Origin of the sequence: Collinsella sp. AF15-51 (assembly GCF_003462845.1) — a bacterium.
In the GTDB taxonomy this organism is placed as follows: Bacteria; Actinomycetota; Coriobacteriia; order Coriobacteriales; family Coriobacteriaceae; genus Collinsella.
In genome coordinates this window covers 49,948-64,067 of the sequence record NZ_QRYG01000001.1, presented here as the reverse complement: position 1 = coordinate 64,067, position 14,120 = coordinate 49,948, and the positions used below count along the sequence as shown (strand labels likewise).

The window sequence follows — 14,120 nt, the reverse complement described above, 5'->3', positions numbered from 1 at the left end:
GCTATTCGCCGGTAGGCGGTTGTGGTGCAGACGAAGACGGGGTCGAACCCTCGCCACCATCTTGACGCGGCTTGCGGGAACGACGACGGCGACGGCGCTTCTGGCCCTGGTCGGCCGAACCCTCGCCACCACGATCTTCGCGCGACTCGCGTTCGTCGCGAGCAGCGCCGCGCGCGGCCTTGGCAGCCGCCCCTCCGCCATCTCCGGGGCGACGACGCGTGACCTTGACCTCGCCATCCGAGACCTGATCGGCAACGGAGGGCACCGAGGGCTTTTGCTGCGTGCCCGAGGAATGGCGACGACGCGGACGCGGGGCGCGCTCGTCATCGTTGCGCTGCTTGCTACCCTTGTCGGCAGGCGTATCGGAACCCGAACCACCCTTGGGGGCGGCACCGGCTTCGCGAGCGGCTGCGGCGCGGAAGGCGTCCTCGCGCTCCTCGCTCGACAAATGGCGGCGGCGACGGCGCGTGGGATTCATGCCACCGCCGCGATTTTGCTGTTGAGGCTGCTGAGCTTCGCGCTCGCGGGGGGAATTCTTGCCTGCGGGAGCGGCCTCGCCGACATCGCCCGAGCCCGCGCGCTTGCGACGACGACGGCCACCGGCGGCCTCCTCGGCCTCAGGCGTTGCGGCATTGCCACGGCCCTTTCCGCGGCCACGACCCTCGCCCTGCCCCTGACCGGCGCGGGCATCGGAATCGGCATCGCGACGACGGCGCTTGGGCATCGACGTGCCAGCAAGACGGTCGGCGCTCGACAGGCCATCGCCCACGTCGACGCCGTTCTCGCGGTCGAGCTCCATGAGCGCCAGGCGCATCTCGGGCGACTCGATGCGCTCGAGCACGTCGCGCGTCACGCAGTCGGGGCGGCAGCTGCAGCCCTGCTCGGCGGCCTTCTTTTTGCAGCCCTCCGAGCAGGTCATATCAGCCAGGTTGACCTTAAAGACCTTGCCGTTCTCCAGGCGCAGCACCAGCTGCTCGCGCGGCGTGTCATATTCCTGAATACGCGCCTTGCCGAGCGGCGTATCGATAAGCGTCTTCTTTTTGGGCGCGCGGCTCTTAAAGTCCTTGTAGGCCTCGAACTCGTAGCGCAGGCAGCACATCAGGCGGCCGCAAACGCCGCTGATCTTGGAGGAATTGAGCGGCAGGTCCTGCTCTTTTGCCATGCGGATCGAGACGGGCTCAAACTGTCCGCCAAAGCGCGTGCAACAGAGCTCCTGGCCGCACTGGGCATAGCCGCCCACCAGGCGAGTCTCGTCGCGCACGCCGATCTGGCGCATGTCGACGCGAATGTGCAGCGTCGAGGACAGATCCTTGACGAGCTGGCGAAAATCGACGCGTTCCTCGGCCGCAAAGTAGAACACGGCCTTCTCGCCGCCAAACAGGTACTCCACGCCGACCGGCTTCATCTCGAGGTCGAGCTCCTTGACCAGGCGACGGAAATCGACCATGGCCTCGTCGCCCTGGATGGCCAGATCATCGGCAAGCTGCAGGTCGATGTCGCTCGCCACGCGCAGCACGGGCTTGAGCGGCTGGCCGATCTCGTCCTGCGGTACCTCGAAGGGATCGGCCGTGACCAGGCCGATCTCGGTTCCGCGCTCGGTGGAGCAGATGGCATAATCGGCCTCGAGGATATCCAAATCCTGCGGGTCGAACCACAGGTCGCGCGAGGCGTAGGTAAACTTAACGGGTACGACTAACGGCATTTCAGTGCCTTCCTGATATCGAACAGCATGACCTCGATGGCCAGCTGGGGAGTAACGTTTCTGGCGATGTTGCGCTCGGCGGTTGCGACCGCTTCGAGCGCCTGGGTGGCACCCGCAACATTGGTCGCGGCGGCAAGCCGACCGATCGTGTCGCGCACATCCTCGTTCACGACGTCGGCCGCCTCATCCTGAAGCGTCAGCAGCACGTCGCGCATGAGCGTCCGCGCGCTCGCCAGCGCTTCCATGATACCCGAACGCTCGCGCGCGTTGAGTTCGCGCTTGTTGCGGTCCTCAAGCTGCTTCAATGCTCCACGCGACAGGTAGTCGGCATTTTGCTCGAGCACCTTTTCCTGCGTGGACTTGACCTCGGCCAACGGCGCCTTGACGGCGACGATGAGCGACTTGGCACGGCTGAGTACATCGGCCTCGTCGGCGGCAATGAGTGAGTCGATGGCACGGATCATCTGGCGACGGGCGTCCTGGCGCTCGGCGCTCTTGAGGAACTCGATACCACGCGTGGGGCTTCCCGCCACGGCGACGGCCATGCGGCAGCGCGCGGGATCCTGCCCGGTGGCGCGGCTCACGACCTGCGCGGCCACGGTGGGAGACACCAGCCGAAACGGCACACACTGGCAGCGGCTCACGATGGTGGGCAGCATCACGTCTGCCGAGGTACCCAACAGGATGAACATGACGCCCTCGGGCGGCTCCTCGAGCGTTTTGAGCAGCGCGTTGGCGGTGTTGGCGCGCAGCTGCTCGGCACGGTCGATGATGTAGACCTTTGCCTTGGCGCGGATGGGCGCCAGCGGCACGTCGTCGAGCAGCTCGCGGGTCTGGGCGATGAGGTAACCCGTGGCGCTCTCGGGCGTGTAATAGTGCACGTCGGGATGCGTATGTCGAGAGACGCGCACGCAGCTGTCGCATGCGCCGCAGCCGTCCTGCTCGCACAGGAAGGCTTGGGCGAGCGCCCACGCGGCGTCGAGCTTGCCCGCGCCGGGCGCGCCCAAAAACAGGTAGGCGTGCGACGCGCGACCGCTAGCGACGGCATTGGTCAAAAAGTCGCGCACGCGCTCTTGGGTGTCGAGCTTGGCCAGCAGGCTTGCCTGAGCGGGGGCCATGCTACTCGGCCTCCTTGGCAAGCGCGGCGGCAACGGCTTCCTGCGGAATGTCGAGACCATACGCGCGAACCTGCTCGACCGTCTTCTCGAAGACTTCCTCGACGGTCGCAGTGGCGTCGATGAGCTTTACGCGGTTTGGCTCCTCGGCAGCGATTGCGCAAAAGCCCTGGTAGACACGCTCCTGGAATGCCACGCCTTTTGCCTCCATGCGATCTGCCGCGCCACGGGCTGCCATGCGCAGCGCCGCCTGCTCGGGCGCGATGTGATAGACGAGTGTGAGCGCCGGGTGCGTACCCGCGACGGCCAGGTTGTTGGCGTCGCGCACTATCTGGCGATCGAGGCCATCGGCAAACGCCTGGTAGCAGGTCGTGGAATCGTAGAAGCGATCGCACAGGACCACCTTGCCGGCAGCGAGGGCGGGCGCGATGACCTCGTGCACCAGCTGGGCACGCGCAGCCTCGTAGAGCAACAGCTCGCAGGTATCGCCCATCGTCGTGTTGGCAGGGTCGAGCAGCAGGGCGCGAATCTTTTCGCTGATGGCAGTGCCGCCCGGCTCACGCAGGGTCACAACCTGGTAGCCGGCAAGGTCGAGCGCACGGGCAAGCAGGCGCGCCTGCGTGGACTTGCCGGCACCGTCGACGCCCTCGAGCGTGATAAAGCTATGTTGAGCAGGCTCAAAAGCCATGGGCGCAGCCCCTTCCTACAAGGCGCGTAAATGCGAGTTATAGCAACCAAGCCATGATACCCCAGTGCTCGGCACGTCCCCAATGGCTAAAGGCGCCTTTCCAAAGTTGCGGTGAAATAGGGACTGATTGAAGCTCTGAGACCGCCAAACAGTCCCTATTTCACCGCAACGTATGATGGGGAATTTTGGATGCTGGGTATAATCGTCGTATTGCATTGAAATGTGGCGAAAGGAGTGGCAATGTCTCGGTATTGCGCCTCGTGCGGCAAGCTTCTTGAAGATAATGCCAAGTTCTGCACCTCGTGCGGTGCACCCGTTGAGCAAACAGCCGCGAGCGATAGCCAGCCCGCTTTTGAGCAGACCGGCTCCCTTGATACGCCGCAAGCCAAGGCGGACGACCCCCTCGCCTATAGCCCCGACCCCGCCGCAAGGACCGAAGCCGTCGAGACCACGCAGCGCATACCCGTCGCGAGCGGCTCGCCCCAACAGCAGCCGGCTCCCGCATACGCGCCCGCTTCGCCACAGACCCCCGCTCCCAAAAAGAGCGGCACCGGGCCGCTTATCGCCGTTATCGTTGTGCTGGTGGCGATCATCATCGCCCTGGTCATCTTCTTTGCGATCAGACCGTTCGACAACGCCGCCACGCAGACGACTGCCGAGGTAGCTAAGCTGCACCATGACGTCGACGACGATGACCTAAAGCCTCTCGGCAATCCCAACAGCCTGTACGACGATGATGACGATGACGACGAGGATGGCGGCGAAGCAACGCTCTCCGAGCAGAACCTCTACCGTCGCCTGAGCGAATACTACGACTTGCTCGAAGATCTCGACAGCCAGGTCCGTGGCTGCGCGCAGAACTTCAACGGCAACTATCTGGAAGAGGATCGAACCACCCGTCAAAATCTCGCCGACGTCGCCGAGCGCACGGAGGACACCATCGAGCAGTATTACGACATCGTCGAGGACCTGGACGTCCCGACGAGCTCCAAGAACTACAGCTCCTGGAAGGATATCATCGCCCTGTACGACGACCTGGATCACCGCATTGACGCAATCTGTGATGCCTGGGAGATCAGCCTGAAATACGCCAAGCCTGCGGACCACAAGAATGAGATCGTGGCGCCGCTGTCGCGCGACAACGTGGCGGGCACCAATGACAATAAGTACCGCCTAGACTTTGAGGAGCGCTATCCCGGCGCTAAGCCTGTCGAGGTGAACTAGCGCTTTGTCGTTCCCGAGCCGGCAGTTAGGGACGTTCCTAAACTGCCGGCAGAAAAGGAACGTCCCTAACTGCCGGTCAAAAAAACGAGCGAGGATCGCGGGGTCCTCGCTCGTTTTTTTGGGCAATGTTTCGACTGCGCCGTTACTTGTCGGCGGCTGCTTTCTTGGCAGTCGACTTCTTCGCGGTCGTCTTCTTGGCGGCAGTGGCTTTCTTAGCCGTCGTCTTCTTTGCCGTGCTCGCCTTGGTTGTGGTCTTGCGACCGCGGGCGGGCTTCTTCTCCTTGGTCGGGCAGTCCATGTTGACGCAGATACGCCACGGACCGCGCGCCGTGTTGACCACCACGATGGGGGCGCCGCACTCGGGGCAGGTCTCGCCCGTCGCCTCGAGCTTGCCGCGCGCCGGCAGCGGATAGCTCACGCCGCAGTCATCGTAGTTGGTGCAGCGGATAAAGCGCTTGCCGCTCTTCTCGCTCTTGTGCGCGATCAGGTCACCGTGACGTCCGGCCTCGGCACACACCTTGCACTCGCCCACCTTAAGATCGGGCTCGTAGTTGGTGGGGCACGTGGGGTTCACGCAGATCTCGAAGGCCTTCTGGCGGAATGGCTGGCACTTGATGCGCGGCGCGCCGCACTCGGGGCACACGGCGGCCTCGCCCTCGAGCGGGCTCACCTTGACGCCACTCGGCACCGGATAGGTCACGTCGCAGTCGGGCCAACCCATGCAGCCGATAAAGCTGCCGCGGGTCTTGGCGCTCGTCTTCATAACCAGGTCCTTGCCGCACTTGGGGCAGGCGCCCACGCGCGCATCGGCCGTGACGGCGTCGCTGATGGCGTCGCCCAGCTCCTGCGTATGCTTGAGCAGCTCGTCGAGCACGCCGGCCAGCAGCGCGCGCGAGTGTGTCACGACATGCTCTTCGGTATCCTCGCCGCGCTCCACGCGGGTCATGTCGCCGTCGAGCCCGCTGGTCATATCGGGGCTCGTGATGCGCGGGGCAAACTGCGACAGCGCGTCGATGATGGCGATGCCCAGCTGGCTCGGCTCAACGGGATCATTTTTGAGATAGCGCACGGCATACAGGCGCTCGATGATGCTCGCGCGCGTGGACTTGGTGCCCAGGCCGCGCTTTTCCATCTCCTGCACGAGCTTGCCCTGGCTGTAGCGCGCGGGCGGCTCGGTCTGCTTGGCCTCGAGCTTAATGTCGAACACGTCGACCGTGTCGCCCTGCTCAAGCGGCGGCATCTGCTCGTCGCGCTTGAGGCCGTACGGATATGCCTCGCGGAAGCCCGGGGTCACGAGCACGTCGCCCGAAGCCACGAACGGCTCGCCGTTGACGTCGAGCTCGAGCTTGGTGTTCTCGATGGTCGCGGGCCCCATGAGCGTTGCCAGGAAGCGACGGGCGACGAGGTCATAGAGTTTGCGCTGGCCGCCGTCGAGCGTGGACGGATCGCCCTCGCCCGTGGGGTAGATAGGCGGGTGGTCGGTGGTCTCGACCTTGCCGCGCGTGGGCTTCATGGGGCCGGCGAGCACCTTTTTGCACACGGGCGCCAGCGCCGGGTTGATCTTTGCCAGGTCGCTCACCACGGCGCCCAGATCGAGCGTCGCGGGATACACGGTGTTATCGACACGCGGGTAGCTGATGAGACCGGCCATGTAGAGGGACTCGGCGATGCGCATCGTACGCGCAGGCGAGATGCCCTCGGCCGCGGCGGCAGCCTGCAGCGAGGTCGTCGCAAACGGCGTGGGCGGCTGCTGCTTACGCGAGCGCTTGGTCACCGCGGCGACGGTTGCCGTCGTAGCGCCGTCAACGTGACCGTACGCCGTCTCAGCAGCATCCTTGTCGGTAAAGCGCGCCGTCTTGTGCGCGATCTTAAAGCGATCGTCCTCGGCAGCGCCTTGCGCGGCGCCCATGCCGCGAATCTGCCAATAGTCCTCGGGCACAAACGCCATGCGCTCGCGCTCGCGCTCGACCACCAGGGCAAGCGTCGGCGTCTGCACGCGGCCGGCGGAACGCACGTTGCCAAAGCCGCCAAACTTGGCGAGCGTCAGGTAGCGCGTGAGCACCGCACCCCAAATGAGGTCGATGTGCTGACGGCTCTCGCCGGCGTCGGCCAGGTTCTGGTCGAGCGAGACAAGGTTATCGAAGGCCTGCGTGATCTCGGCCTTGGTAAACGAAGAATACTGGGCGCGGGCGACCGGCAAGTCGGGCGCCACCTCGCGCACCTTGTTGAGGGCGTCCGAACCGATCAGCTCGCCCTCGCGATCGAAGTCCGTGGCGATGATGACGCTGTCGGACTTTTTGGCGAGGTTCTTAAGCGAACGGATGAGCTCTTTCTCGGCCGGAAGCTTAATGACGGGCGCCCAGGTGAGATAGGGCAGGCTCTCGAGCTTCCAGCCCTTGATGGAAATGCCATCGGCAAGGAACGGCTTGCGCTTGGTGTCGTACGGCGGGCGGGCCAGGCCATCGGGCATATCGGCCGGCAGCATTTCGCCGTCCTCCGTGACCGAATACCAGCCCAACTTTTTATCGAACAGCACACTGTCGCAAAAATCGGGTGCCAGGATGTGACCGGCAAGGCCGATCGTCACGCACTCCTCGCCCTTCCACTCAAAACGGTAGATGGCGGTGTTGTACACCTTGTCCTTTTTGGGCTTGCCCGTGGACAGACGCTCGGCGATCTGACGCGCGGCGTCGTTTTTCTCAGCGATGATGAGCTTCAAAAGAGGCTCCTATCTCGTGTGTCTGCGGCTGCGCCCGCCCTCTTGGCGGCCGACTTACGCCCTTGCTTGCTCAATCTGCCCGATGAGCCAATCGCACCAGGCATCCATGCCCTCGCCCTTGCGCGCGCTCACGGCAAACCGCGGCGCCTGCGGATTGAGGTCATCGAGTGTCTTAGTATACCTATTCATGTCAAAATCGAAAGCCGGGGCCACGTCGACCTTATTGAGCAGCTGCGCGCCGGCGTGCTGGAAGATGCCCGGGTACTTGATGGGCTTGTCGTCGCCCTCGGGCACCGAGAGGATCATGATGGACAGGTTCTCGCCCAGGTCAAAGTCGACCGGGCAGACCAGGTTACCCACATTTTCGATAAAGATGACGTCGATGTTCTCCAGACCGACGGCCTGGTCGAAGGCGTCGACGGCCTCCATGATCATGTTGCCCTCGAGGTGGCACAGGCCGCCCGTGTTGATCTGGATGGCGGGCATGCCGGCTTCCTTCATGGTGATGGCGTCGACATCCGAGGCGATATCGCCCTCGATGACGGCACAGCGTAGGCCGGCCTTGTCGCGCAGGCGCTCGTTGGTGCCCAGAATCGTGGTGGTCTTACCCGAGCCGGGGCTCGACAGCACATTGATCACGTAGGTGCCTGCCTCATTAAATCGCTGACGCAGCTGATCTGCCAGGCGCTCGTTGCGCGACAGGATCGGCGACGCGATATCAATCGTTTTCTCGGCCATACTTAGCGCTCCTTACTTTGGCTCCTTTATACCCCATCACCAGATGGCTAGCGGGCTAATCGTCGGGGGTTTCGATTTCGATACTTGCGATATCGAGCTCGCGGCCGTGCAGCAGGCGCACGTTGGCGCCGCCACACTGGGGGCAGCGACAATGGAAACGGTCGTGCTCAAAGACCTCGCCGCAGTCCAGGCACTCGCTTTGTGGATGGACCTCCTCCACGGCAAGCTCGCAGCCGCGCGTGAGCGGGTCCTCGTCGCGAAACGTCCCCCACGCAAAGTCGAGCGCCTCGCGCACGACCTCGGTCATATCCCCGATACGCAGCGTTACCAAAACGGCGCGCGAGGCCCCCGCCCCACGCGCCGCGCGAATCACTGTATCGAGTATGCCGTTGACAATGCCAACCTCGTGCATACCGTTTTACTCCTCGTCGTCCTCGTCGTCCGAGAACAGGTCCAGACGGCTCACGAACAGGCCCTCCTTGCCCTCGCGCGCGGTAATGACCACGCGGGCAATGGCGAGCGAGATCTCGTAGAGCGAAAGCAGGGCACCGTACATAAGGCCCAGCGTAACGGGCGAGCCGTCGGGCGTGATCACAGCCGAGCCCACGAGCAGGCCCACGTACACGTAGCGCCAGGCGCTGCGGAAGGCCGCATAGGACACGATGTGAAAGACGGACAGATAGAAGATGATGAGCGGCAGCTCAAACGCCACGCCAAAGCCGATCATAAAGAGCAGCTCCATGTTGACGTAGTTCTCCAGGTCGGGCAGCGCCGTAGCGACGGCCGAGGTCTCGCCGATGAGCCACTCAAAGCCCGCCGGGATGATGATGAAGTAGCAGAAGATGGCACCCAGGAAGAACAGAACCGTCGAGGCGAGCACCGTGGGCACAACCCACTTGCGCTCGTTGGGGCGCAGTGCCGGCAGGAAAAATGCCAGGATCTGCCAGATGATCATGGGCGTGCACATGACCACGGCCATCTTGATGGCCAGCGAGAAGCGCAGGCCAAAGCCGCCGAGCGTGGTGGTGATGTAGAACTTACCGTCCGGCACAAAGGAGCGGATGGGGTCTTCCAGGATATCGAGCACCACAGGCGTGGCGAAATACAGCACGATAGCGGCGGCAAACACCGATACGACCACGATAGTCAGGCGGCGACGAAGCTCTCCCAGGTGATCGAAGAGCGGCATGCGCGCAGGTCCGATCGGCATTACTCATCGCCTCCCTTCGGGGCGTCGGCGGCAGCAGCCTCGGCATCGTCCTCGACCTCGAGCTCGCGAGCGAGCTGGTCGACGACGGCCTTGCGTTTGCGGGGACGACGGGCGTAGAGGTCAGCCGTCGTGGGCTCTGCCGGCTCGGGCTCGGGCTCTGCAGCAGGCTCGGGCTCGACGGCAGCAGCAGGCTCTGTACCCTCGGCCTCATCAACAGCGCCTTCGCCCTCAGCAGCACCCTCGCTTGCGGCCTTCTCGGCAGCAAGACGGGCGCGACGCTCGGCAAAGGTCTCCTTCTTGGCGGGCGCTGCCGTCTCGGCGGCATCCTCGTCCGCATCGGAATCGTCGTCGGTCGCAGCGGCCTTCTTGGGCTTGACCGGGGCCGACGCGGCCTCGCTCACCGGATCGATAATCTCGGACTGAACAACGGCCGTCATCTTTTCCTGCGTCTCGCGGAACTGACGGATGGCACGGCCGATCGTGCGGCCCATCTGCGGGAGCTTATCCGGGCCAAACAGCAAAAAGCCGAAGACCACGATGATCGCGAGCTCACCCTCTCCAATACCAAACACACATACCTCCAAGGCTCGATGTGAGTCGAGCCCGCACCGCGCCATTCGGCCGGAACTCGTCTATTCATTCGGTCAAGTATAGCGCCCGGACGCCAAAACGTCCGAGCGCATCACAAACATATGCCAAACGGCACGCCCTTTTGGGGGCAAAGATTATGCAGCGGTGATCGAAATCTCCTGGTCGACGCCCAACAGCTGAACCACGCGCATCACCGGGGGCTGCACGTTGACGCAGCTAAAACGCTTACCATGATCAGCTGCGTGGTGTGCGGCGCCCACAAGCACGCCAATGCCCGTCGAATCGATGTAGCTCACCTGGGCAAAATCGAGCTCAACGGCCTCAGTGGGCTGCTCGAGCGCCAGGTCGATGGCATTGCGCAGGCTATCGGCGTTAGAGATATCGATCTCACCGGTCACCTTAATGGTGTAGAGCTCTGGCGTGGGGTTGGTGGAAATACCCAAATCCATGTATACGCTCCTTTACGTATCGAAAGTGCGGATAGTACTAGGCGCGGACTTGCGGGGCCCTACGCGTTAGGCGCGCTCGGCACGCGCAAGCTCGGCAGCGACGAGCTTGACAGCCAGCACCAGCACATCGAGCGCGGCCTCCAGGTCCTCGACCGTGGGATAGCTCGGCGCGATGCGGATGTTGGTGTCGCGCGGATCCTTGCCATAAGGCCAGGTGGCACCAGCCGGCGTGAGCTTGACGCCCAGGTCGGCACAAAGCGCGGCGACCTTCTGGGCCGAGCCCTCGGGGCCATCGAAACTCACAAAGTAGCCGCCATGGGGATGAGTCCAAGTGGCGCAACCCGTGTTGCCCAAGCCCTCGGTGAGTTTACGCTCAACGGCCTCAAAGCGCGGGCGCAGGAACTCGGCATGCTTTTTCATGTGCTCCTTGACCGCCTCGATGGTGGGAAGGAAACGCACGTGACGCAGCTGGTTGAGCTTGTCGGCGCTGATGAGGCCGGCCTTCAGGCGCTTGGAGAACTCGGCGATAACCGCGGGGCTCGCACCAATAAAGCCGATGCCGGCGCCCGGGAAGGTGATCTTGGACGTCGAGGCAAAGGCCACCACGCGATCCTCGGTGCCCGCCGCGCGAGCGAGGTCAAAGATATTTGCGAGCTCGTCGGTCTCGTCGTACAGGTCGTGCACGCAGTAAGCGTTGTCCCAAAAGATGCGGAAATCGGGCGCGGCCGTGGGCATCTCGACCAGGCGGCGCACAGTGTCCTCGCTAAAGGTGATGCCCGTGGGGTTGGAATACTTGGGCACGCACCAGATGCCCTTGATGGAATCGTCGGCGGCAACCAGGCGCTCAACCTCGTCCATGTCGGGGCCGTTGTCGGTCATCGCGACGGGGACGTTCTCGATGCCCAAGTCGGCGGTGATGCCAAAGTGGCGATCGTAGCCGGGAACGGGGCACAGGAACTTGACCTTCTTGCCGTCGTGCGCGGCCTCGTAGGCGTCCCAGGGCTCGCTGCCGCACGAGCCGCAACGCCAGAACATACCGGCGATGTCATGCTCAATCAGCAAACTCGACGAGCCCAGCACGAGCGTCTGCTCGGCAGGGCACCCCAGGAACTCCCCCGCTAGCTTGCGTGCCGAGGGAATGCCCTCAAAGCAGCCGTAGTTGGAGCAGTCGACGTTGCCGTCGTGCAGATCGGCATCGGCATTGAGGATATCGAGCATAGGTCGAGAGATGTCCACCTGGGAGGGCGACGGCTTGCCGCGGGCCATGTCGAGCGCCAGGCCCTTGGCCTTGACCTCGGCGACCTCGGCTTTGAGCGCCTCGATGGCGGCATCGAGTTCGGTGGTTTCCATCTTCTGGTAGATCGTCTGCATGGGTGCGACCTTTCGCGAAGCGGTACGTTGCAGTTCGTCTAAGTATAGACCGCCACCGCCACAACGGTATGAAGCCGTGATAGATTAAGTTCATCGCAATGAATTACGAATCGCCGCGCATGGCGGCGTGGGGCGCCCAAGGAGGCACTATGGAGTACGGATCGTTTAGGGCCGAGGAATTCGGCGACCTGCAGCGCCTGGTCGACGGGCTGTTTTACGACCGCCATGCCATCGACCGCCTGGACCTGATCGTACAGGCCGAAATCTTGGACCTGGCGCCCGATCTCATGGAAATCGTCAACCTGCTACCGCCCGGCTATTACGACCGCCAGTCACTCTGCGACCAGCTCAACTCCGCCTTGGCCGCCCACGGCTGGGGCGCCGTCTACGGAACGGTGGAATAAGCCTCGAGGCCGGCGATTTGGCCCGCTTCCCGACCTTGGCGAGGCTTGTTTTAGGGCTTGTGGCCAAAAAAGGGCAAATATGAGTACTGTTACCTTTTTAGTAGCAGCGATTTTTGGTCGAAATCGGCAAAACTCGACTTGAAACTTCCTAATCACCGTCAGCTAGCGCCAAATTGGAAGTCGATGGTCACTCATTAACGTACAGTTCTTATAACTTTGTTCATTATTTTCCGCACCTAAAATGATACGCCGTTTGTGACAGTACTCACAAACGGCGTTTTTTGACCACTGGCGTGTCTGGCAGGCGGCAAGCACCGCCAGAATCCGCATTTTGGACGCGCCCGAATCGGTTCTGGAGCCGGTTTTCGCGCTCTTACTCGTCTTTGGGCGAGGGATGCTTGCAGACCACGCTCATGTAGATCATGCCGAGCACGGCTGCGGTGACCGAACCGGCGAGAATAGCGGCCTTGGCTGCAAGAACCTCAAACTGGGCCGTCGGGAAGGCAAGGCCGCTGATGAGAATCGACATGGTAAAGCCGATACCGCCCAGAATGCCCACGCCGGCAATCATGTGCCAGTTGACATTGTGCGGCAGCTCGCAGGCCTTAAGCTTAACCAGGGCAAACGTCATACCAAAGATGCCGATCGGCTTGCCCAGCAGCATGCCAAAGTACACGCCGAGCGTCACCGGATCGGTGAGCAGCGTGCTCATGTCCACGCCCACTAAACGAACCTGAGCGTTTACGAACGCAAAGATCGGCAGGATCACAAAGTTGACCGGCGTGGAGATCAGACGCTCCATGCGGATAAGCGGCGGGGTCACGCGGTGCATGACGCGCTCGACCTTGGTAGTCGAGACGGTAAAGTCATGCTGGCCCAGGATGTGTGCCTCGTCGTCGTAGCGGTCATCGAGCAGCGGCAGGCACTCGCCCAGCCAATCGGTGAGACTATCGAGCTTGACGCCGCACTTGGCCGGAATGGTGAAGGCCAGGATGACGCCAGCAAGCGTGGCATGTACGCCGCTCTTGAACATGCAGAACCACAACAGCAGCCCCAGTACCGAATACGGGGCAAGGCGGTAATGCTGCGTCTTGTTGAGCCACACGAGCGCGCAGGTCACAAGCGCGGCGGCGCCCAACCAAAACGGATTGGGGCTCTGACCGTAGAAGATGGCGATGGCGGCGATGGAGATCAGGTCGTCGGCGATAGCGAGCGTCGAGAAGAACACGCGCACGCCGTTGGGAACGCGGTTGCCCAAAAGCGACAGCACGCCCAGCGCAAAGGCAATATCGGTTGCCATGGGGATGGCCCAACCGTTGCGGGCGCCGGCATGGTTAAAGATCAGGTAGATGCAGGCGGGAACGACGACGCCGCCCACCGCCGCCAACATGGGAAGCATGGCCTGACGCGGATTCTTGAGCTCGCCGACCGTCATCTCGTACTTAAGCTCAATGCCCACCAACAAAAAGAAAATCGCCATGAGGAAGTCGTTGACGAAAAGCTCAACGGTGAGACCAGCCGTAAGGTTGCCCAGGCCCACATACAGCGGGGTCTCCAAAAAGTGATGGATGGCCTCGTAGGCATCGGTGTTGGCGCAGATAACGGCGGCGATAGCGGCGAAGACCATGACGGCGGCGGAAATCGTGCCGTTCTCGGCGATGCGCTCCCAAATGTCGTGACGTTCAAAGCGCTTGCGCTCACGAACGTTGAACAGCTGCTCAGTTGCTGCCATGGGCGGCTCCTTTCACGGGAAAGCTCCCGTCTTAAAAAAGCACGGCCCGCCCAAGTGGCGGCGCCGCGCTCTAACGTATTACGCTTGCATCTAGCCTACCCTGCACGACAAGCACGCAGGCGTGGCCGAAAAGCGGAACCACAGGTTGAACATTATTTGCTCAACGGCACGGGCACG

13 protein-coding genes are annotated in these 14,120 nt (G+C 62.8%); 2 read left to right on the top strand and 11 right to left on the bottom strand.

Features of this window, described 5'->3' with window-relative positions; genetic code table 11:
- Position 1: 1 nt before the first annotated feature.
- The 3 genes from DWW51_RS00305 to tmk are packed head-to-tail and all read right to left on the bottom strand — an operon-like array spanning position 2 to position 3,505.
- A complete protein-coding gene (locus DWW51_RS00305; protein ID WP_117772888.1) occupies positions 2-1,702 on the bottom strand; it encodes a regulatory iron-sulfur-containing complex subunit RicT in 1,701 nt (566 codons plus the stop codon).
- A complete protein-coding gene (locus DWW51_RS00300) occupies positions 1,693-2,820 on the bottom strand; it encodes an ATP-binding protein (RefSeq protein WP_117772886.1) in 1,128 nt (375 codons plus the stop codon). Before DWW51_RS00300 ends, DWW51_RS00305 begins: the two co-directional genes overlap by 10 nt.
- A 1-nt stretch (position 2,821) precedes the next feature.
- A complete protein-coding gene (gene tmk / locus DWW51_RS00295) occupies positions 2,822-3,505 on the bottom strand; it encodes a dTMP kinase (protein WP_117772884.1) in 684 nt (227 codons plus the stop codon).
- A 240-nt stretch (positions 3,506-3,745) separates the two neighbouring features.
- Here tmk and DWW51_RS00290 point away from each other — a divergent pair, with 240 nt between their 5' ends.
- Entirely contained in the window at positions 3,746-4,729 is a 984-nt protein-coding gene (locus DWW51_RS00290; protein ID WP_117565016.1) for a zinc-ribbon domain-containing protein, read from the top strand.
- Between the two features lie 142 nt (positions 4,730-4,871).
- On the opposite strand, the gene DWW51_RS00285 is transcribed toward DWW51_RS00290, so the two are convergent.
- The 7 genes from DWW51_RS00285 to DWW51_RS00255 form a co-directional block, all read right to left on the bottom strand.
- Positions 4,872-7,448, bottom strand: coding sequence for a DNA topoisomerase I (locus DWW51_RS00285; protein WP_117772882.1), 2,577 nt, complete (start codon positions 7,446-7,448; stop codon positions 4,872-4,874).
- 54 nt (positions 7,449-7,502) lie between these two features.
- Complete coding sequence (gene hypB / locus DWW51_RS00280; RefSeq protein ID WP_117772880.1) at positions 7,503-8,186, bottom strand: hydrogenase nickel incorporation protein HypB; 684 nt, start codon at positions 8,184-8,186, stop codon at positions 7,503-7,505.
- Between the two features lie 55 nt (positions 8,187-8,241).
- Positions 8,242-8,598 (bottom strand): hydrogenase maturation nickel metallochaperone HypA, encoded by a 357-nt coding sequence (locus tag DWW51_RS00275; RefSeq protein WP_117772878.1) that lies wholly within the window; start codon positions 8,596-8,598, stop codon positions 8,242-8,244.
- A gap of 6 nt (positions 8,599-8,604) precedes the next feature.
- The gene (gene tatC / locus DWW51_RS00270) at positions 8,605-9,396 is read right to left on the bottom strand and encodes a twin-arginine translocase subunit TatC (RefSeq protein WP_055285525.1); all 792 of its coding nucleotides are present in this window, start codon (positions 9,394-9,396) and stop codon (positions 8,605-8,607) included.
- Entirely contained in the window at positions 9,396-9,968 is a 573-nt protein-coding gene (locus DWW51_RS00265) for a twin-arginine translocase TatA/TatE family subunit (protein ID WP_158571639.1), read from the bottom strand. The genes tatC and DWW51_RS00265 overlap by 1 nt, the downstream gene beginning before the upstream one ends.
- A gap of 153 nt (positions 9,969-10,121) precedes the next feature.
- Entirely contained in the window at positions 10,122-10,436 is a 315-nt protein-coding gene (locus tag DWW51_RS00260) for an STAS domain-containing protein (protein ID WP_089572422.1), read from the bottom strand.
- Between the two features lie 66 nt (positions 10,437-10,502).
- Entirely contained in the window at positions 10,503-11,807 is a 1,305-nt protein-coding gene (locus DWW51_RS00255; protein WP_117772874.1) for an aminotransferase class I/II-fold pyridoxal phosphate-dependent enzyme, read from the bottom strand.
- 149 nt (positions 11,808-11,956) lie between these two features.
- Between DWW51_RS00255 and DWW51_RS00250 the strand changes: the two genes are divergently transcribed.
- The gene (locus tag DWW51_RS00250; RefSeq protein WP_117772872.1) at positions 11,957-12,211 is read left to right on the top strand and encodes a hypothetical protein; all 255 of its coding nucleotides are present in this window, start codon (positions 11,957-11,959) and stop codon (positions 12,209-12,211) included.
- 373 nt (positions 12,212-12,584) lie between these two features.
- Here the strand turns inward: DWW51_RS00250 and nhaA are convergent, their stop codons facing one another.
- Complete coding sequence (gene nhaA, locus DWW51_RS00245; protein ID WP_099432234.1) at positions 12,585-13,943, bottom strand: Na+/H+ antiporter NhaA; 1,359 nt, start codon at positions 13,941-13,943, stop codon at positions 12,585-12,587.
- Between the last annotated feature and the right edge of the window lie 177 nt (positions 13,944-14,120).